This is a genomic window from Sporanaerobacter sp. PP17-6a (genome assembly GCF_900095615.1).
GTDB lineage: Bacteria > Bacillota > Clostridia > Tissierellales > Acidilutibacteraceae > Acidilutibacter > Acidilutibacter cellobiosedens.
In genome coordinates this window covers 41,625-61,619 of sequence record NZ_FMIF01000002.1, presented here as the reverse complement: position 1 = coordinate 61,619, position 19,995 = coordinate 41,625, and the positions used below count along the sequence as shown (strand labels likewise).

Annotated in this window: 22 protein-coding genes; all 22 read right to left on the bottom strand. The window is 31.9% G+C overall.

Annotated elements, in window-relative coordinates; all coding sequences use genetic code 11:
- Window positions 1–6 precede the first annotated feature (6 nt).
- Entirely contained in the window at window positions 7–711 is a 705-nt protein-coding gene (locus PP176A_RS01370) for a pseudouridine synthase (protein ID WP_200795937.1), read from the bottom strand.
- A 124-nt stretch (window positions 712–835) separates the two neighbouring features.
- Entirely contained in the window at window positions 836–2,104 is a 1,269-nt protein-coding gene (locus tag PP176A_RS16470) for an FAD-dependent oxidoreductase (RefSeq protein WP_071138650.1), read from the bottom strand.
- A gap of 12 nt (window positions 2,105–2,116) precedes the next feature.
- Window positions 2,117–3,061, bottom strand: a complete 945-nt coding sequence (locus PP176A_RS01360; protein WP_071138649.1) for a sulfide/dihydroorotate dehydrogenase-like FAD/NAD-binding protein — start codon at window positions 3,059–3,061, stop codon at window positions 2,117–2,119.
- Between the two features lie 113 nt (window positions 3,062–3,174).
- Window positions 3,175–4,290 carry a D-alanyl-D-alanine carboxypeptidase family protein gene (locus PP176A_RS01355; RefSeq protein ID WP_143037624.1) on the bottom strand — a complete coding sequence of 372 codons (1,116 nt, stop codon included), beginning with the start codon at window positions 4,288–4,290 and terminating at the stop codon, window positions 3,175–3,177.
- Between the two features lie 44 nt (window positions 4,291–4,334).
- A complete protein-coding gene (ytfJ, locus tag PP176A_RS01350) occupies window positions 4,335–4,778 on the bottom strand; it encodes a GerW family sporulation protein (RefSeq protein WP_071138648.1) in 444 nt (147 codons plus the stop codon).
- A gap of 1 nt (window position 4,779) precedes the next feature.
- Window positions 4,780–5,334: a DUF2953 domain-containing protein gene (locus PP176A_RS01345; RefSeq protein ID WP_071138647.1), complete on the bottom strand. Its 555-nt coding sequence runs from the start codon at window positions 5,332–5,334 to the stop codon at window positions 4,780–4,782.
- A 75-nt stretch (window positions 5,335–5,409) separates the two neighbouring features.
- A complete protein-coding gene (scpB, locus tag PP176A_RS01340; protein ID WP_071138646.1) occupies window positions 5,410–5,946 on the bottom strand; it encodes an SMC-Scp complex subunit ScpB in 537 nt (178 codons plus the stop codon).
- Between the two features lie 20 nt (window positions 5,947–5,966).
- Window positions 5,967–6,704: a segregation and condensation protein A gene (locus PP176A_RS01335; RefSeq protein WP_071138645.1), complete on the bottom strand. Its 738-nt coding sequence runs from the start codon at window positions 6,702–6,704 to the stop codon at window positions 5,967–5,969.
- A gap of 13 nt (window positions 6,705–6,717) precedes the next feature.
- Complete coding sequence (locus PP176A_RS01330) at window positions 6,718–7,311, bottom strand: site-2 protease family protein (RefSeq protein WP_071138644.1); 594 nt, start codon at window positions 7,309–7,311, stop codon at window positions 6,718–6,720.
- 86 nt (window positions 7,312–7,397) lie between these two features.
- Complete coding sequence (locus tag PP176A_RS01325) at window positions 7,398–8,561, bottom strand: D-alanyl-D-alanine carboxypeptidase family protein (RefSeq protein WP_071138643.1); 1,164 nt, start codon at window positions 8,559–8,561, stop codon at window positions 7,398–7,400.
- A gap of 142 nt (window positions 8,562–8,703) precedes the next feature.
- Window positions 8,704–10,029, bottom strand: coding sequence for a pyrimidine-nucleoside phosphorylase (locus PP176A_RS01320; protein WP_071138642.1), 1,326 nt, complete (start codon window positions 10,027–10,029; stop codon window positions 8,704–8,706).
- Between the two features lie 13 nt (window positions 10,030–10,042).
- The gene (locus PP176A_RS01315) at window positions 10,043–10,861 is read right to left on the bottom strand and encodes a purine-nucleoside phosphorylase (protein WP_071138641.1); all 819 of its coding nucleotides are present in this window, start codon (window positions 10,859–10,861) and stop codon (window positions 10,043–10,045) included.
- Window positions 10,839–11,618 (bottom strand): tyrosine-type recombinase/integrase, encoded by a 780-nt coding sequence (locus PP176A_RS01310; RefSeq protein ID WP_071138640.1) that lies wholly within the window; start codon window positions 11,616–11,618, stop codon window positions 10,839–10,841. Before PP176A_RS01310 ends, PP176A_RS01315 begins: the two co-directional genes overlap by 23 nt.
- 26 nt (window positions 11,619–11,644) lie before the next feature.
- Window positions 11,645–12,277, bottom strand: a complete 633-nt coding sequence (gene spoIIM / locus PP176A_RS01305) for a stage II sporulation protein M (RefSeq protein ID WP_083381722.1) — start codon at window positions 12,275–12,277, stop codon at window positions 11,645–11,647.
- 76 nt (window positions 12,278–12,353) lie between these two features.
- Window positions 12,354–12,896: an NUDIX hydrolase gene (locus tag PP176A_RS01300; RefSeq protein WP_071138639.1), complete on the bottom strand. Its 543-nt coding sequence runs from the start codon at window positions 12,894–12,896 to the stop codon at window positions 12,354–12,356.
- A gap of 4 nt (window positions 12,897–12,900) precedes the next feature.
- Window positions 12,901–13,950 carry a DUF3866 family protein gene (locus tag PP176A_RS01295; RefSeq protein ID WP_255401448.1) on the bottom strand — a complete coding sequence of 350 codons (1,050 nt, stop codon included), beginning with the start codon at window positions 13,948–13,950 and terminating at the stop codon, window positions 12,901–12,903.
- 45 nt (window positions 13,951–13,995) lie between these two features.
- Window positions 13,996–14,808 carry a phospho-N-acetylmuramoyl-pentapeptide-transferase gene (locus PP176A_RS01290; RefSeq protein WP_071138637.1) on the bottom strand — a complete coding sequence of 271 codons (813 nt, stop codon included), beginning with the start codon at window positions 14,806–14,808 and terminating at the stop codon, window positions 13,996–13,998.
- A gap of 4 nt (window positions 14,809–14,812) precedes the next feature.
- Window positions 14,813–15,499: a glycosyltransferase family 2 protein gene (locus PP176A_RS01285; RefSeq protein ID WP_071138636.1), complete on the bottom strand. Its 687-nt coding sequence runs from the start codon at window positions 15,497–15,499 to the stop codon at window positions 14,813–14,815.
- A gap of 12 nt (window positions 15,500–15,511) precedes the next feature.
- Entirely contained in the window at window positions 15,512–16,399 is an 888-nt protein-coding gene (locus tag PP176A_RS01280) for a copper transporter (RefSeq protein WP_083381721.1), read from the bottom strand.
- Window positions 16,400–16,411: 12 nt separating this feature from the next.
- A complete protein-coding gene (steA, locus tag PP176A_RS01275; protein ID WP_071138635.1) occupies window positions 16,412–17,533 on the bottom strand; it encodes a putative cytokinetic ring protein SteA in 1,122 nt (373 codons plus the stop codon).
- Between the two features lie 179 nt (window positions 17,534–17,712).
- Window positions 17,713–18,522 (bottom strand): sporulation transcription factor Spo0A, encoded by an 810-nt coding sequence (spo0A, locus tag PP176A_RS01270; protein WP_071138634.1) that lies wholly within the window; start codon window positions 18,520–18,522, stop codon window positions 17,713–17,715.
- 306 nt (window positions 18,523–18,828) lie between these two features.
- On the bottom strand, window positions 18,829–19,995 hold the full coding sequence (locus PP176A_RS01265; protein WP_071138633.1) for a PucR family transcriptional regulator: 1,167 nt from the start codon (window positions 19,993–19,995) through the stop codon (window positions 18,829–18,831).

Sequence of the window (19,995 nt, the reverse complement as noted above, 5' to 3'; positions counted from 1 at the left end):
CAATTGTTAAATGTTTTTAATATACTCTATCTCGTTTTTGTTTAAATTTCTCCATTTTCCGGTCTTTAATTTCCCTAACTTTATATTTCCCAAAGCTATTCTCTTTAGTTCCATAACGGGATGATTTATCATATCGCACATCTTTCTTATTTGCCTGTTTTTGCCTTCATGTATTTTTATTTCAAGGAGAGATGTATTTTTATTCTTTTCCAATATTCGTATCTCGGATTTGGAAGTCACATATCCGTCAATTTTTAAACCATTTCTGAAATCATTAAGTTCCATTTCATTTGGAATACCTTTCACTTTTGCCATATAGGTCTTATCTATATGAAAACTGGGATGAGTAATCTTAAATGCCAGATCTCCATCATTTGTAAGAAGCAGCAATCCTGAAGTATCATAATCAAGTCTTCCCACAGGATATATTCTTTCATCTATTCCCTGTATCAAATCAATCACCTTTTTCCTTCTGAATTGATCCTTTACAGTAGTTACATACCCTACAGGTTTATTAAGTAGAATATACACTTTTTTATCTTCTATTTGTACTATCTTATTGTCGAATTTTACTATATCCCCTTTATTAACTATAAAACCCTGTTCTTTAATTATCCGATCGTTGACTTTGATTCTGCCCTCTCCTATTAATTCTTCGGATTTTCTTCTTGAAGCTACTCCGCAGGAAGCCAAATATTTTTGCAATCTCATAATATTTCCTCCTTAGTTTATATATACATTTTAATCCCTTTACCGATAAATTCAAATACTTTTTTATAACCCATAGGAAAATCCCTTTTCCCCTAATTTATTAAAGCTTAAATATAAACTCCTTTTATTCATATACATTTGAAAATCCTGATTCCCGAACCCTTTTCCCGATTTCGTCTCTATCAATGGTATATAAGCCCTTATTCTTCATCCTTTCAAGATATATACTTCCTGCGAAGGTATATCTCCTCATTAACCCTTCCTTTGTCTCAATGGCTTCATTCTCGTAAGCTATAATATCTCCCGTTGCCAAATTTCTCGGAAGCTCTATAAGAGGAAGACCTTTTGCATATCTTCCGCCGTTATAACCGGCAAGGCTCCCCGTAGTTATAGCTTCCGTATGTCCTACAAACAGTCCGGATTTTTCTCCTCCACAAAAAAGATTATCTATTCCCTTTACCTGCATTGTATTATATCTCGGAGCCATAGACAGATATCTTATTGAATTTCCTATTCCTCCAGAATAAGGATCGATATATTTAACTTTCTCCAGTCCCTTAATTTTTCTTAAGTCTTCCAAAGGATAATAAGAAGTCATCATTTTCGCATGGCCAGTATCCAATAGTACTATATTTTCAGCATACTCTTTTAATGCATATTGCTGGCACACTTTTTTGTCTAATTTATCTAATTTTATATCATCCTTGGGAACGGGAAGTACCACAACACCTTCTCTTTCAAGTTCTTCTCTTACGTCTTTTCCGAGAGAATCCTTATTTAATTTGCAAGACCCGCTGAAAGCACCAAAGGAACCGTCTTTTCTCAATCCCCGTATATCTTTCACCCCTGCCTTCTCGCTGATACTTATTCTCGGTCCGAAGGTAGGACATCTTAAAATACACATAGCGCATCCATTTCCATATTTTAAGCAATTCCCCATAGGTCCGGTGGATCCTGTCGTATCTATGAAAACATCTCCTTCAACGATCTCATCATTATTCAATATTATGTTTTTAATCTTACTGCCTTCCTTTATTACGTCTATGGCTCTGCTTTTAAACAATACGTTTATTCCCATACTCTTTACTAATTTTCTTACCTCATATTCGATATTCGTTACATCATATAAATTAGCATGATGATGGCCGGGAAAATTAATATTTTTATGAATTGAAAGTTTATCCGTTATGTTAAAAAGTTCTTTTGCCCCCAAAAACGTATTTTCCTCCTGAGCTGTAAATCTTCCGTTATTCCTCATTATTCCCCCTACGTTACCAAGTCCTACAAGCATGTCGGTTCTCTCTATCAATAATACTTCAGCACCTGTTTTTCTGGCAGAAATGCTCGCTGCACATCCTGCCCAACCTCCCCCGATTACTATTACCTTTTTCAATATTGTTACCCCCTATTTAAATATTTCTTTAGGATTTATTGAAGTTTTACAAGCTCTCACTTTATATCCCGAATTAAGCCTTTTAACACAGGAGCCGCATATTCCCTCTCCACAGCATAAAATATTGTTATTTGTTACCATAAAATTAAGATCTTTAGGACATTTTTTTATAATATCTGATACTCTTTGATGTAAAATATCCGACCCTGCGCTAAATACCAAAGCTATATGATCCCTTGAAAAAATTTCATCAATTGATTTCTCCCCTTCATTTTCCATTAAATTCTTTTCTATTATTTCTACATTATTTAATTTATCAATATATTCTTTTATATATATGGAATTGATATTTCCCTTGTCTATCAAAAGATAGATTTTATTATTCCTCTCAGATAAAAACTTTGTAACCAAAACCACAGATGACTGTCCAATACCTCTTGCAGCAATGAGACAATTTGAATTGTATATCTTATTTAAACTCTTTACCCCCAATATCCCATTCCAATAAGGGCCCCTTATTATAACCTTATCCCCCTGGGATAATCTTTTAGTCTTATTCCCTCTTATCTGGTAAACAATAATTATCTTATTTTCACATATATCCATTACAGACATGGGAGAATCATAGTAATTAACATCTTCATAATTTCTTAAAAATACATATGTTCCGGGGTTTTTCAATTCTTCCGCCATATCTTCATTTCCTTCAATCTTTAATAACATCAGGTTCTCATTTATTAAATTCCTTTCATCTATTTTACATGAGAACTCTTTTCTCATAGGCTTTGTTTTTTTCCCATTCATATAGTATTCATATAAAATACATACTCCATTCCATCTGCAGTCACAGCAATCTCCCCCATTAAGATGGGAACAAGATATGCAGTTATTAGTATCTGCCAATTTGCAAGGGCAATATATACTTCCTGCATCTATACATTCAAAAGATTTGTTCAAATTTATCCCCCCTAAAAACCACTTAATATTAGAATATTGATATAAATATTTTTTGTTACAAAAAAAGTGAAAAGTCTGTTAAAAACAGACTTTTCACTTTTTGCGATGTGTTTTTATCCTGTGAAGATCATTTTTATCTTTTCAAAAAAACTAAGTTTTCTCACCGTATTTTTAGAAACCAGTTCGTTTACCGATATTACTTCTCCATCTAAATATACGGTTATCTTTCCTATCCGAGCTCCCTTGGATATAGGCGGATAAATTTTATTATCGGTTTCCACGTATATCTTAATATCTTTTTCTTCTCCTTTTTTAATAGGATAATATAAACTTTCTTTTGTTGATACATTTATTTTTTTTCTATCCCCGTCAACAACATCTATACTATCGATAATTTTATTTTTATCGTATATATTGCAATAATAGTAATTCTCAAATCCATAGCTCATCAGCTTATAAGCATCATCAAACCAATTTCCATCGTCTAAAACTACTGCAATCAGTTGCATTCCGTTTCTATTGGAACTGGCAACAAGACACCTTCCGGCCTTCTTTGTATATCCTATTTTAACTCCATTGCCATCTTCGTAATCCCATAGGGTTTTATTTTTATTACAGAAGTAATTGTTATCTTCTCTGTTTGCCTTCCAAGTTTTGACACTTACTATTTTCTTGAATTCTTCATTTTTAAATGCTTCCCTTGTGATTAAAGCAAGATCATAGGCATTGGAGAAATGATTTTCATCTTCAAGACCGTGAGGATTTGAAAAATGTGTATTTGTAAGATTTAACTCCTCTGATTTTCTATTCATCAAATCAACAAAATTTTTCTCTGTGCCTCCTATATGTTCGGCAATAGCGACAGCCGCATCGTTACCAGACCTTAACATCAGACCATACAACAAATCTTCTAAGGATACCTTCTCTCCCTTTTTTAAATATATACTTGAGCCTTCTGTTCTTACAGCATTTTCGCTAATCTTCACCATATCTTTTATATTTCCTCTCTCCAAAGCTATAAGGCAGGTCATTATTTTGGTTGTGCTGGCTATGGATGTTTTCTCGTAAGGATTAAGTGAATACAATATTCTGCCCGAATATTCATCCATCAGAATAGCACTTTTAGCATTGATTTCGAGGCTTTTTTCAAGGTCGTCTCCATGGACAGGAAAATTGAAAGCAAAAAAAATTAATATTATCATAAATGTAAGTATTTTTTTAAATTTCAAATTTTACCCTCCTGTATAAAAACAACAGAGCAGAAAATTTCTGCTCATTGAGTAATGTTTGTACTTTCTTTATCTTTATCATTATCTTTGTTATTATCCTTGTCTTTCATTCCTTGAAAATTATCGATTACTTTACCCATAAAATCGAACAGATTGTTTAAAGCACTGTTGCCTTCATCTACCGGCAACAATTTTATTTGTTCATTTCCCACTACTATAAAGCCTACAGGCTGTACCGATACTCCTGCACCGCTTCCTCCGCCAAAAGGAAATTTTCCTTCTTCATCTTCATAAGAATTTTTAACATCTTTGCCAGTACTGTACTCCGAACCTCCCGATGCAAATCCGAAAGAAACCCTTGATATGGGTATAATAACAAGCCCATCTGCAGAACTTACAGGATCTCCTATTATTGTATTTACATCCACCATTTCCTTTAAGCTTGACATCGTAGTTTTCATTAAACCTTCTATTGGATGTTCAGGCAAATTATTCACCACCTTTTTTAATTTTAAAACTATGAATACTTCCAATAATAATATAAACCAATTTGCATTTAATTATGCAGTCAAGATATACTTCAAAATGATTTTTATAAAATACCGGATTTATCTTTACTTTAAAGTTTTTAACATCATTGTGGCCCAAAATAAACCCTGAGATTATACTTTCAATCCACCACAAAAATCCTACAGAAATTCCCGTCATTGCCGGATCTTCCAATCCCAAAGATATAAAAAAATTGAATTTTTCAATAAGAATCTTTTCTCTGTATTTTAAAAATTTTTTTTTGTATATATTAAAATTTTTTTTAGATTTTTTTAATGTGTTTAATATTTCTTCTCCCTTATTTTTATAATGTGCGGTATCCTTTTTTCTGTTTTTAAAATATTTATTTAGAGGAATATTAATCAATCCCCATAAAAATATTACTCTGATATCCAAAACATTCTCATCATTTTTTTTATATAAAATTTTAACCTTGACAGGTGTAATCAATATCCCCAGAATAAATCCAAATAGTATTAATAACCTCCAAAACATTTCTTCACCCCTTACGGAATTACCGATTACTACCTATCTTTCCCATAAAAAAAGAAAAATAATACATTAACCGTATTATTTTTCCTCTGTATCATCTTCTTTAAATTCTTCTATTTTTGGAAGTTCACTTAAATCACTTATTCCAATATGTTTTAAAAATTCTATAGTCGTTCCGTATAATATAGGCCTTCCGGTCTTCTCAAGCCTCCCTTTCTCCTCAATTAAATCCTTTTCCAACAAATTTTCTATTGCTTTATCACATCTAACCCCTCTTATAGCTTCTATTTCATTTTTGGTGATAGGTTGTCTATAGGCAATTATGGATAAGGTTTCCATTGATGCTCCGGATAAGCTTTTATTTTCTTTAGGCATGTACAACTTTTTAATCCAAGGATAATGCTCCGATCTGCTGCTCAACTGATAATAATCTTCTGTTTTAACAATTTTTATTCCTCTTTTATTATAATTAAACTCATCCGTCATCTCTTTAAGTATCTTTTTTACCTCTTCTTCTTTCATTTCCAAAATATTAGATATATCTTTTATATTCAGAGGATCCCCCCATGTAAATAAAAGGCCCTCGATTATTGACTTTATATCAGATATTTCCATAAACTTTATCCCCCATAATCCTATATTTTCATAATAAGTATATCTGAAAAATCTTCATTTTGCTTGATTTTTATTTCCTTTGACTTTGTCATTTCAAGGATAGCTAAGAATTTTGTAACTATATAAGAATTGCTTGCATCATCTTTTATGAGAAAGCTAAATTTGATTTTACTTTTTTTCTGCAATTCCCCTCTTATTTTTTTTATACATTCCTCTAAAGGAAGCTCTTCTCTCTGTATTTCATTAATGTTTAAAATCTTATTCTTCTTCCTGTTTTTTCTTTTGATTATATTATTTAAAGCCTGAACCAAATCATCAATATTCAATTCATCAATCTTGTCTTTTCCCTCTTCAAAGTCATTCAAATCATCTTTTAACTTATAATATACCTTATTTTGAATTTCCTCATAATATTTAAGCTGAGATGAAACTTCTTTATATTTTTTATATTCTACCAGTTTCTGTACAAGTTCCAACCTCGGGTCAACTTCTTCCATTTCCATCTGGGTACCTTTATTCTTATCATTAGCCGGAAGGAGCATCTTTGATTTAATTTCTAATAAAGTGGAAGCCATAATTAAAAATTCGCTAGCAGCCTCCAAATCAAATATTTTAATTTTATTCAAATATTCGATATACTGGTCGGTTATCTCCTTAATAGGTATATCATATATACTCACTTTAGCATTATCAATAAGATGAATTAACAAATCAAGAGGGCCTTCAAATCTTTCCAAAACAACTTTATATTCCTGCATATAAATAACCTCTTCAGTTTATTATTTTTACCATAATATTAAGTACAATATTAATTAAAGGACTTAATATTTTATCTATTAATCCGGTTACTATCAGCAAAAGGAGTATTATATATAAATACTTCTCATATTTATAAAAATAATATTCGTATTTATCTGGAAGCATGCTTGCTAAAACTTTGGAACCGTCCAAAGGAGGAAGAGGCAAAAGATTAAACAACCCCAGCATAATATTATACCATATCGTAATAATAACAATATTCAAAATTAAATTATTATGGATGATATCCATAGATACAATTAAAGAAAAAAATAGAGCAATAATAAAATTAATTATGGGGCCTGCGGCGGAAACTAAAATGGTATCCTTTTTTCTGTTTTTAAAATAGTTAGGATTAATAGGCACAGGCTTTGCCCATCCGAATCTAAAAACCATTAAAAAAATAAATCCTATCAAATCTATGTGTTTAAAGGGATTTAAAGTCAGCCTTCCTGCATTCTTTGCAGTAGGATCTCCCAGCTTATAAGCAACAAACCCATGGGCAAATTCATGAAATACTATTGCCGTTAAAAGTCCCGGAAGAATAATCAATTTATCTGCAATCATCTTTCAACCTTCTTTCAAAAAATTTTAGCTAGATATATTTTATAATTTTTTTCGCAAAAACACAAACATATCCAGCTAAAAATAAATTATTTATTCGTAAGAAGGCCTTTCACAACTTTTTTGAACATATTCACAAATCCTGCCTTATCAACGGTTTCTTTAGCTATCAATTTCACTCTATCTACACTCTTACCGTCGATTTTAAGAATTAATTCTCCCACTTCTTTGCCCTTCTCTATGGGAGCGTTTAACACCTCCGGCAGTATTATTTCTTTTTCAGCCTTTCCGGAAGATCCTTTAGGTATAAGAATATAGCTGTCATCTTTAAGAACTACTTCCAGATGTGTTTTGTCTCCTTTGTTTATAGGTACTTTACCTATAATATCTCCTTTTTTACCTATAACCACGGAATCGTAATTTGCAAATCCGTAATCCAATAATTTTTTGCTTTCTTCAAACCTTACCTTTGAAGTTTCGGAACCCATTATTACTGCAATAAGTTGAAGATTTCCCCTCTTCGCTGACGCAGAAAGACAATACTTTGCATCCGAAGTAGAACCTGTTTTTATACCGTTAGCTCCCTGATAATCCTTTATAAGCCTATTGGTATTAACCAAACTTTGAACTATATCCTTTTTCTTTCCAACCTTCATGTCACTCATATAAATGGTAAGCCATTCCTGTATTTTAGCATGCTTCATCAGCTCCTTGGACATCAAGGCTATGTCATAAGCAGATGTATAATGGGATTCGTGTGGAAGCCCCGTAGAATTTTCAAAGTTGGTATCATTCATCTTCAATTCCTTGCTTCTTTCATTCATAGCTTTAACAAATAATTCTTCACTTCCCGCGATGTACTCTGCTAAAGCAACACTGGCATCATTGGCAGATCTTAAACAGATGGCCTTGATTAGATCCTCAACCGTCTGAGATTCTCCCTCTTCCAGATATATTTGACTTCCTCCCATCTTAGAGGCATTTGTACTTATAATCACTTCATCTTTTAAACCTATTTTACCCTTATCTATGGCTTCCATAGTAAGAAGCAAAGTCATTATTTTAGTAACGCTGGCCGGAGGCAACTTCTCATGAGCATTCTTCTCATAAATAATTTCACCGGTATGATAATCGATGAGTATGGAAGATTTTGCTTTTATATCAAAATTTTCGTCTCCATAAGATATATTAAAAGCAGAAAAAAATAATGGAATTATCAATAACAATACAGCTACTTTTTTATAGAATTTCATCCAATTTATTACCTCCTCACATAAATATTCACTTTTATCTTAACCATAAAAAAATTACTTATTCAAATTTAAAAATAAGGAGGTATAAATTTAATTGTTAATTCTTTACAAAATTTAAAATTCAAAATATTTTTGTCTGCTTCTAATAAAGTTTTACTTCATCTTTAGTTACTTCTCCGTATAGGAGCTTTTTCTCAACAGGATTTTTCTCTCCGATTTCTATTATTTTTATGAGTTTTTCCGCCACTTCATTTTCCTTTTCAATACTGTTACTGTGGATATAGCAGAGAGTATCTCCCCTTTTAACAAAGTCATCAACCTTCACACTAAATACTATTCCGGCTGAAAGATCTAAGGGGCTATTCTTAACCTGTCTGCCTGCTCCCAATATTATGTCACATTTTCCTACTTCCTCTGCATTTATTGATCTCACATGTCCTTCTTTGTTTGATTTCAATTCAAAGATATAAGTAGACTTTGGAAGTAAATCCGTATTCTCTACAAAATTTACATCTCCGCCTTGATATTTTACTAATTCCAAAAACTTTTCATAAGCCTTTCCGTTGTTTATTACTTCTTTTATTCGAGTTCTGCCTTCGTCTTCATTTTTTACTTTTTGGGATAAAATTAAAAGCTTACTTCCGAGAATAAGACATAGTTCGGTAAAATCCCTTGGCCCTCTCCCCTTGAGAGTTTCTATCGCCTCTTTTACTTCTAAGGCATTTCCTACTCCGTATCCTAACGGTTCATCCATATTGGTAAGTACAGCAATGGTTTTTCTTCCGTATCCTGTACCTATTTTAACCATTTCCTTTGCAAGCTCAATTCCGTCTTTCAAATCATGCATAAATGCTCCTTTGCCTATCTTCACATCAAGAAGGATGGCATCAGATTTAATAGCAAGTTTCTTACTCATAACACTACTTGCTATTAGAGAAATATCATCCACAGTAGCAGTTACATCCCTTAATCCATATAATTTTTTATCTCCAGGAGTAATATTGGAAGACTGGCTGCATATAGCAATATTTATTTTATTTGCATTATCTATCAATTCGTCTCTTGTTAATTCTACTCGAAATCCCTTAATGGACTCAAGTTTATCCAACGTTCCTCCTGTATGACCCAATCCTCTTCCGGACATCTTGACAAAAGGCACTCCACAAGCGGCAACCATTGGTCCGAGAGCTAAAGTGGTTTTGTCACCTACTCCTCCTGTGCTGTGTTTATCAACTTTAATTCCTTTAATATCGGATAAATCCACAGTTTCTCCGGAATTAATAATTGCTTTCGTAAGATCAAGGGTTTCCCTTTCATTCATCTTTTTTAAATATATAGCCATAAGTAAAGCAGATGCCTGATAATCAGGGATTATATCTCTAACATAGTTTTCTATAAAAAAGTTGATTTCCTCAGTAGAAAGTTCCTCCCCGTCTCTTTTTTTCTTAATAATGTCATACATTCTCATTAATAGCACCTCTTTAAATATTCTTAACGATTTCCTTAACAAGTTTAATGAAAGAATCCTTAATCACTTCCGAAGTTTCAATAACCTCCTCATGATTTAAAGGTTTATCCAATATACCTGCGGCCATATTAGTTATGCAAGAAATGCCGAGTACTTTCATACCACCGTGGACCGCAACTATTACTTCCGGAACAGTTGACATTCCTACCGCATCTGCTCCTAACACACGAGCCATTCTTATTTCTGCGGGAGTTTCATAATTGGGACCTGTAAGCCACAAATATACTCCTTCTTTCAAATTTATATTTAATTTTTCCCCGGCGGCTTTTGCCGCATCTATTAACCCTCTGTCATATGCTTGGGTCATATCTGTAAACCGATGCCCCAATTCATTATAATTTTTACCGATTAAGGGATTCTGTCCAGTTAAATTTATATGATCTTTTATAATCATAAGATCTTTGGGCCTAAAATCTTTGTTCACTCCTCCCGCTGCGTTAGTAACTATAAGATTTTCAACTCCTAAAAATCTCATTACTCTGACTGGAAAAGTAACCTCCTGCAAAGAATATCCTTCGTAATAATGAAATCTACCCTGCATTGCCACCACTTTTTTTCCCTGTAAATTTCCCAATACCAATTGTCCCTTATGTCCTTCAACTGTAGATAAGGGAAAATTAGGGATATCTTTATAAGGAATAACGGTACTGTTTTCTATCTCATCTGCCAAAATGCCCAGTCCCGACCCTAATATCAGTCCAATTGAAGGATTATCATCTCTTCTCCCTTTAATATAATCTCCGCTCTCCTTAATTTTTTCTAATAGATTCATAATGTTCCCTCCCATTATTTTGGATGTATTTCTTTAAGGTATATGGGGTAATATTTTTATCAATTCCCGCTTTTTCCTTATAATACTTAACAATTTTCCAAAACCCTTGCCTTGTAAGTCTTTTACCACTAAGGTTAACAAAAAGAGCTTCCTCTTCTTCTCTAAAATCTTGACATCTAAGTTTGCCGATGTAAAGATTTAAATATTTTAAAGCACAATTTCCTAAGGATATAACTCGTCCCCCTTCAAAGTTTGATTCAATGTAGCCTATGTCAGAGTTTACATTGGAAACATTTAATTCAATAATTTGGGAAACTCTCATTCCGGTATCATACATCAGTTCAAGCATTGTCTTATCTCTCAGACCCTTAAAACTATTGATGTCTGGCTGAGAAAGAAGTAAATCAACCTCTTCTAAAGTTAAAGCCTTTGGCACTTTCCTTTCGTATTTAGGTGATTTTAAATTTAAAGTGGGATTTTCTTTTATTAGCCCATTATAAAACAAATATTGATAAAAACATTTCAGCGATGACAAATGCCTTGAAATAGTTCCAAAAGCCTTTCCTTCTTTTTGAAGCTGAATTAAATATGTAATTACAAAGGTCTTATTTACTTCTTCCATCTTTTCAACGTTTGTATGTGTTTTTAGATATCCTTGAAAATATTGAATATCTCTTAAATATGAATCAAGAGTATTTTGTGATAATCCTCTTTCTTCATAAAGATAGTTCTTAAATTTTTTTAAAATCTCAATCATATAGATACCCCTTTATGCTAAAAATATTACTTTATTTCTGTAACAAATTTCATAAAAATCGGACTTACATATCCTTCTATTATACTTCCAACGATAACTAACATCGCAAAAAGTAATACTATAAACGAATAATTGATAATATCCGAAATAAGATTATTCCTGTATAATCTTTCTTTTCTTCTTCTTATCCTATTTATAGAAAATGACACTCCTGCGGAAGATATAGAAATGATACCTGGAATAATAAATAAATTTTGAGGCAATACAACTAATAAAGAAAATAAAAAACCCTTTAATCCAAATTCGTTAACAAGAAATCCTACGGTAAAACCCAGGGCAAAACCCCTTATTGATAAAATAACTGGTATAACGGCTACTCCTATAACTATAAGCCCTGTTGCCCAGATAATAAATATTGTTTTCAAATTATCCCAAAGAGATTGTTTAAACACTTCCGTACTGTTAAAATCATTATTTTCCAACACCTTAAAAAAGGAATTAAAAAAGGTTAAGATACTTGTCTTCTGAGTATCATTTAAAATCTTAATTGTAATCGCACCTGCAACAATTCCCACTATCAGACAAATAAACATTACAAGATATAAAACAAAATTTTCCCTGAAATATTTATAAATTCCGCTTTTCAATTTATTTTGCAAAATATATCCTCCTTTCAATAGAACAAGCTTTATATAAAATATTATGCTTAAAAGGAGGATATTATCACTATCTTATTTATCTCTTATTTTGTAAATAACTGCTGACAGCAAAGGCCCCTATTATTGTTTTGCTGTCCAATATCTGACCTTTCCAAACCATGTCGACCAAATTATCTAATTTAAATTTTAAAACATCGATATATTCATCATTCTCAGGATGAGATTCTCCCGCTTTTAATCCAGTTGCCAAAAATAGATAAAGTTTCTCATTTGTAAAGCCCGGAGATGTATAAAATTCACATATATACTCCATTTTATCGGCCGAAAACCCGGTCTCTTCTTTCAATTCCCTAACAGCGGCTTCTCTTGGTTCCTCTGAAATCTCCAACATTCCTGCAGGTATTTCTACCAATTCTTTTTCTACCGCTTTTCTATACTGCTTAACCAATATAATTTCATTATCATCAGTTAAAGCAGCAATAGCAACTGCACCGGGATGCTCTACAATTTCCCTCTTTGAATATTTTTTATCAGGAAGTTCCACCATATCTATTCTCAAATTTAATATTTTGCCTTCATATATCTTTTCGGTTTTCATAGTCTTTTCTTCAAAGCCCATCTTTCTACCTCCCTTTCTTTAAATAACTTAAAGCCCATTTCCCTACAGCTCCCAATGTAATAAAATATTCTTCATCATCCTTATATCCCCGATTCATAGTAGTAATATTCAAATCAAAATATTTCATGGCATCCTCAATATCTTTTCCGTCCTCGTATACAACATTGTGGCGCTTAAATATATTATGCTCTTTAAATTGCTCATTAATAACACTATTTTTCTTTTCCCCTAATAATGGAATAATAACCGTACTTTTGGTATTCGATACCTCTCCCAATACTGTTAACGTATGATGACTTACTCCCTGATGCCTTGTTCTCTTATCCTTAAAGCTGATTCTTGGAACAATCAGAGAAGTACCTCCTAAATTATTAACGGCATCGGATATATAACCTTGCTCAATACCACTAAACCCATATTTACTTCCCGTTCCTACAATACCGGGTCCCATTGATATAACCGTAATATCACTTTCCAGTATTTCCTTTGCAGCAATTAATCCTGTATAGATGTTTACACACTCCAAATCGCCTCCGAAGGAATGTCCTATAGTAACAGTTTTATCGATTATTTTCTTCTCCTTTAACAATTTTACCGTATTGCTAAAACCAATAGGAAGAGCACCCCCATCCGTCATTATATAATTAACCTTTACAGTCGGATCCAGCCATTTAATCATAGCAGCAATAGGAGCAAGCATACTGTGAATTTCTGCCAAAATAAAAATTTTCTTCTCTAAGGATTTAAAAGAATTAAATTTTTCATGATATGGACTGTCTTCTTCCTCTGCACTTAAACATTTTATCTGAAAAGGGGTATATCTCATTTTCATAATATGGCCTTTTCCCTCTAATTCTTTTGAGGAATTACTGTAATTGAAAATGACAAAATGGTAACCGCCTGTTCCCAGAGAAAGATTTACCGCAGTAGTATTTAATATCACCACATCTCCTACTCTGACTTCACCTGTAAGGCATTTATAATTAATTGCCCTTTCTATTTTGTCCTCTATGATAACTTCAAACCATACCGTACTCTCATCTTCGGATAATATCTTTGAAACTGTTCCTTTTTTATAACTAATCAGATTAAAAACCTCCTACCTTCCCAAATTATCGATAAATTTCAAAAATCTGCTTTTCTCTATTATACTCGAAAAAGAAAAAAATTCGGAAACAATTTGGATCAATATAAGTACCGCTAAATAAATTAATTTAATATGGAAAGTATAATTTAACGCACAATAAATTCCCAGAGTCAAACCCAAGATATTTGAACCCACATCTCCCATCATAGCTTTAGCTTTTAAATCCAAAGGTAAATACCTAATAATTATTCCATAAAAAGAAAAAATAACCAAAGAGCTCACATTTAATTTTGTAGTTAGCAAGAAAAAAATCGATATAAACAAAAACATCTTTAACGCTCTTCCAGGCCTTAAATCAAATAAATTGATAAAATTAATAAATAAAGCAATCAAAAAAATATTTAAAATCCCATCTGCTGTGTTTTCCGAGATAACTATGGAAACAAACAAAGAAATAAAAAAACCGATTAACGCCTTCAGCATTCCTGTTGTAAGAGTTCCTTTAGTCAAAGCCCGGATATGCCCCTTAAATCCCTTAATGCTTTTATCTCCTATCAGATCATCAATCATTCCGATCATTCCCATTAATACAAATGAAACTGAGTATACCAGTAAGAAATAGTTATCTCTCTCTATAATAAACAGAAAGCTTAGCACAATTACCTGAACTATTATAAACATCAATCCCATTCCTACCGGAATTTCTTCATTTTTATAATTTTGGCATAAACAATTGCTTTTAGCAAGCATCTTCAATAAAAAAGGAGTTGAAATGCAAGAAAGAGACAAGCTCAAGCCAAAAACTATAATAGCCTCTTTGACCATATAATCACCCTTTGAATTTTAGTTTTATTAAAGTTACAAAAATATCGAGAAATTGCTTACCTCTATGAGTAAAATCCCTTATACTTCTTCCTGTCTCTCTATGACTCATATTCACATCGATTTCCCCAACGGTATATCCCATTCTTAAAGTTTCTACCGTCATAGCAACTTCTACCCCAAATCTATCCGGTATATAGCACATATTATCTATTACTTTTTTATTATACACTCTTTGTCCGGATAAAGAAGTATTAATTTTAGTTCCGGTATATTTATAAACTCCATATCTTGCTAACTTCTTTACAAAGCCAAATCCTCCCTTTTTCTTTGGTTGGGGAAACTTTGCAATACTTACATCTACTACATTTTCTATAACCGGATAAATTAATTTTTCAATCTCACTGCTCGTTTCTCCCAAATCTCCATCAACTAACACTAAATAATTAAAATCAATTTTCTTCAATGCTTCCTTTATAGCATAGCCCTTCCCATGATTTTCGTTAAGCCTGATAGCCTGTATATTCATTTCATTAATTATATTCCATGTGTTATCCGAAGATCCGTCATCAACAACTACAATATCATCAACCAAACTGATTTTTTTTAAAGCATTTATAGTATTTTCTATTGTATTCTCTTCATTATAAGCAGGGATCACCGCAACAATTCTGCTTTTCCCTTTCTTATACATAAACGCATCCCCTCACTCATTAGTTATAGGATAATTAACATTAGGTATTAACTCTTCACTTGTACTTTTAACTCCGTAATTTCCCGGCCTTCCTTCCATTGCCAATATTAATGCCGTTTTTCCCATAATTGTATCTGCATTATCGACAGTTGTTATTCTTAGATCCTTATAGTAACTTATATAAGAATAATTAACATTTTCCTTTTCTATTCCTATTACAGGAATACTATTTTTTTTGGCATATTCAATTATTTCTTTATCTATCAGATTAACTCTATTAGGATCTTCAGTCTTTGTTCCTCCTGCAACAATTATATAATCTACAGGCTCATTATATTCCCCTACAGTACCTATAATATTATCTTCATTTAAATAATCAATTATAGGGCTTTTTTCAGAAGTAATTATATAATTAGTCAGATCCTCCATGGCCTGCTGAACATAGCTTTTGCCTTCCTTCTTTGCTATATTATGATTTTCATATATTTTCTTTAAAAATTCTTCATCATCAAAATCATCTTTTATCGTAGTTATACTGACTACATTTCCTCCTGCCATTTTTAAATCTTGACCCAGACCTGAATAAACATAATCGTCTGTAGTTTCAATTATTGCTATTTTAATTCCGTTTAATTTATTTTTAATGACTTCAGGGTATACAGCCTTTGAGAAATCCTTGTATAATTGATTTTCTTTTTCTACCCCCTCCATTTCATTTTTCAAATTATCATTCTCACTTCTTAAATCAGCAAATTGCTTTTCAAGTCCCTCTACAATGCCTTCTTTCTGTTCTATCAGAAAATCCTTAGAATTCAAACTAAAACCTATATATATTCCGATAGCCAATGCAAGAAAAATTGAAGCTATGGAAACAATATAAAACTTCATATTAGGTAACAATTCATCAACCCCTTACAGTCCAAACATTATTCTTAATCTTATTTTCAGTAATGCAATTAGTTCTCTCATAGGTGGAAACATAAGAGTAATAACAATAATAGGTAACAAAGCAGCTACTGCAAGCCCTATAATATATTTCATCTTTAGATGTCCATGATACAGCTTATTTACTCCCTTTGCATCTATTAATTTTGCTCCAACTTTCAGTCTGACTAAAAATGTACTTGCCATGCCTTTTCTTCCTTTTTCCAAAAAATCAATCATATTATTATGAGTACCTACAGCTACTATCAAATCCGCATTATTTGAATAAGCAAGCAATAAAGCTATGTCTTCGCTTGTTCCCGGAGCAGGAAAAACTACAGCCTCCAATCCCAATTCTTTAACCCTTTTAAGCCCAGGAGCCTCTCCGTTAGGGTACGCATGTACAACTATTTCTTTTGCTGCTTTTAAACATCTGTCACTTATGCTATCCATATCGCCGATAACTATATCCGGTATCTGTCCAAATTCAAGTATCGCATCTCCGCCCCCATCCACTCCTATCAATATAGGTTTAACCTCGTTTATATATGCCTGTATAGCTTCTAAATCTCTTTTATAATCCTTTCCTCTTACTACTACCAATACATGCCTTTTATCAATTTTGGTTTTAATTTTAGGTATTTTAAGATTTCCGGTTACTAAGCCCTTTTCTTTTTTTGCATATTCCAATGTATTCTCTATGAACTTATCCAATTCTTCTTCAAGATTTTTATATCCTATACCCAACTCTCTCTTTATATCTTCCGCATCTAAAAGATGGCATGAAGAAATAACTTCATCATTTCTTGTTATATGATCTTCATTGACTTCAATAGTATCTCCTTCATTAACAAGATCGAAAAGCTTTTCATTATCTGTTTCAAATATGGGTATTCCTGCTTTTAATAAAATTGAAGGCCCTTGATTAGGGTATTTCCCGCTGATAGTTTCATCTAAGTTGATTACACATTTTACTTTTTTTTCCACTAATGAAGTGGCCGCTATTTCATCCAAGTCCCTATGGGATATTAAGGCTATATCCCCCAGCTTTAATCTTTTAACTAAATTTTTGGTCTTCCTATCCTTCTTAACCTTCCCTCTAATAATCATTGCTATCCTCCAAACTTATTATTACATAAATTATTGCCTTATAATTAATATTTATTATCTTATTATAGCATAAGGTTATAAAAAAGTTAAACTTAAAAATTCAGAGACAGATATTATGATTCTTAAATAAATATATCTGTCTCTGAATTTTTAAGTTTACTGATTATAACTTGATTTTACTAACTTTTGCTCTCCGCCATTTCCTGTTCCAGTCTTAATTTGTCGGCAACCATTGCAATAAATTCTGAGTTCGTAGGTTTCCCCTTGTCGGTATGAACGGTATATCCGAAAATACTGTCTATGGTATCTATTTTCCCTCTTCCCCATGCCACTTCGATGGCATGGCGTATAGCTCTTTCTACCCTGCTCGGAGTAGTATTGTATTTTCTTGCTATACTTGGATATAATTCCTTTGTAACCGCTCCCAATAGTTCTATATTATCTATAACCATAAATATAGCCTCTCTTAAATACAAATATCCCTTTATATGTGCCGGCACTCCGATTTCATGTATAATATTTGTTATTTTTGCCTCCATATTTTTATTTTCTTGATTTACAAAGGTTTGCTTAGGTATATTTATATATTGCCTTTGACTTGGTTTTTCAACATTAACACCTGTTATTTGTTTTAATCGTTTAATAAACACTTCAAAGTCAAAAGGTTTAACAATATAATAATCCACCCCCAGCTCAATAGCTCTTTGAGTTATCTTATCCTGACCGACCGCCGATAAGACAATAATTTTGGGATACTTTTCTAAAACCATGCTGTTGATTTTTTCTATAACTCCCAATCCATCAAGATGAGGCATAATAATATCCAATATAAGCACATCCGGCAATTTCTTTGCCACTAAATCAACTGCTTCAAGACCATCCTTTGCTATACCTACCACCTCAAAATCTTCATGCATACTGACATACTCTGAAAGAATGTCACAAAATTCCCTATTGTCATCTGCAATAAGTATGTTTACTTTCCCCAATACAATTACCCCCTCTGTATCTAATTTTAATCTTTATTTTGTATTCGACAAACAAAATTAATTTCCTTCTATGATAATGTAGTATTTTAATCATTTTTGTTTTTAATAATATAAAAAAGGCCCCAATTAAAATATTAATAAACTAAGGAAGCCTTTTTTGAAACCCATTTAACGGAAAATATAAATTAATGAAAATTGGATTTTCCTATGGGTTATAAAAAAGGCTCCAATTAAAATATTAATAAATTAAGGAAGCCTTCTTTGAAACCTGCTTAAAATCAAATTTGTATTAAGATATATTGCCTTCTACATTTTTAAAATTTTTGATATTTTGTATATCATACATATATTCTCAAAAAACTCAAATTCTCTATCTTCAAATCCTAATAATTCTTTTATTTTAAAAACTCTGTATCTTATAGTATTTTCATGTTGAAAACTTTCTTTAGCCATAGACTTTATATTTCCCTTATGCTTTATATAAAGTAGAAGAGTTTTTACAAGATCTCCTTTTTTATTTGAATCATATTCTATTAAAGGCTGCATAAATTCTTCATAAAATGTTTTTAAGATTTCATTTTCCTTTATTGTCATCAATAATTTATATGTTCCTATCTGATTGTAAAGCTCCGTTTTACTGTCCTCAAACTTCGAAACTTTACATGACGATATTGACTGTTCGATTGCAGCTTTTATTTGATACAACTTTTCAAAGGAATTACTTATTCCGATATTATATTTTGATACCTGTGAATCCAATATAGCAGTCATCCTCTTTACATTCCTATCCATTTCTTCTTTGCTTATTTTGTTATCAGAATAAACAAACATTAGAATATAATTATAGTACAAGGTTAAAAAAGTATCAGGTCTGTTTTCAAATAGGGACATTAAATATTTAGCCTTACTCTCATCATATTTATCAAATGATATGCATAATACGCTTATATTTTCCAAAAATCTCGGATTTAATCTATAGGCCAAGGACACAATTTCCTCTTTTGTATTATTTTCGTTTAAAATATCGTTTAAAATGGATATATTTATTTGACTGTCCTGATTTGACAATAAAGCTTTACTCACATCCATTATTATATCCGCATAGGGAATGTCCCTTCTGATCATTATAATCGGATAATTTACCTTATTTGCATAATCTATTACCGACTTATCAATTTCTTTAAAATATCTTTTTACAATGCAAATTCCACTCGAATTGTATTTATTATATAATTTTATAGTATCAAGAAGAAGATCCCTTGAATCCTTTAATGCATAAAAACTTGTTATTAAAAATTCTCCTTCTACAAACAGCAAATTTTCTTTCCCTATTATCTCCAAATCTATTGGCAAATCCGGACACTCACATACACTTACTCTATGGATTCTTCTGTTTAAGCCTCCAAGCCCTGCAACTACTTCTCCTTCTCTTAAAGAAGGAAGTTTTAAAGCATCAGATATTGTTATAAACAA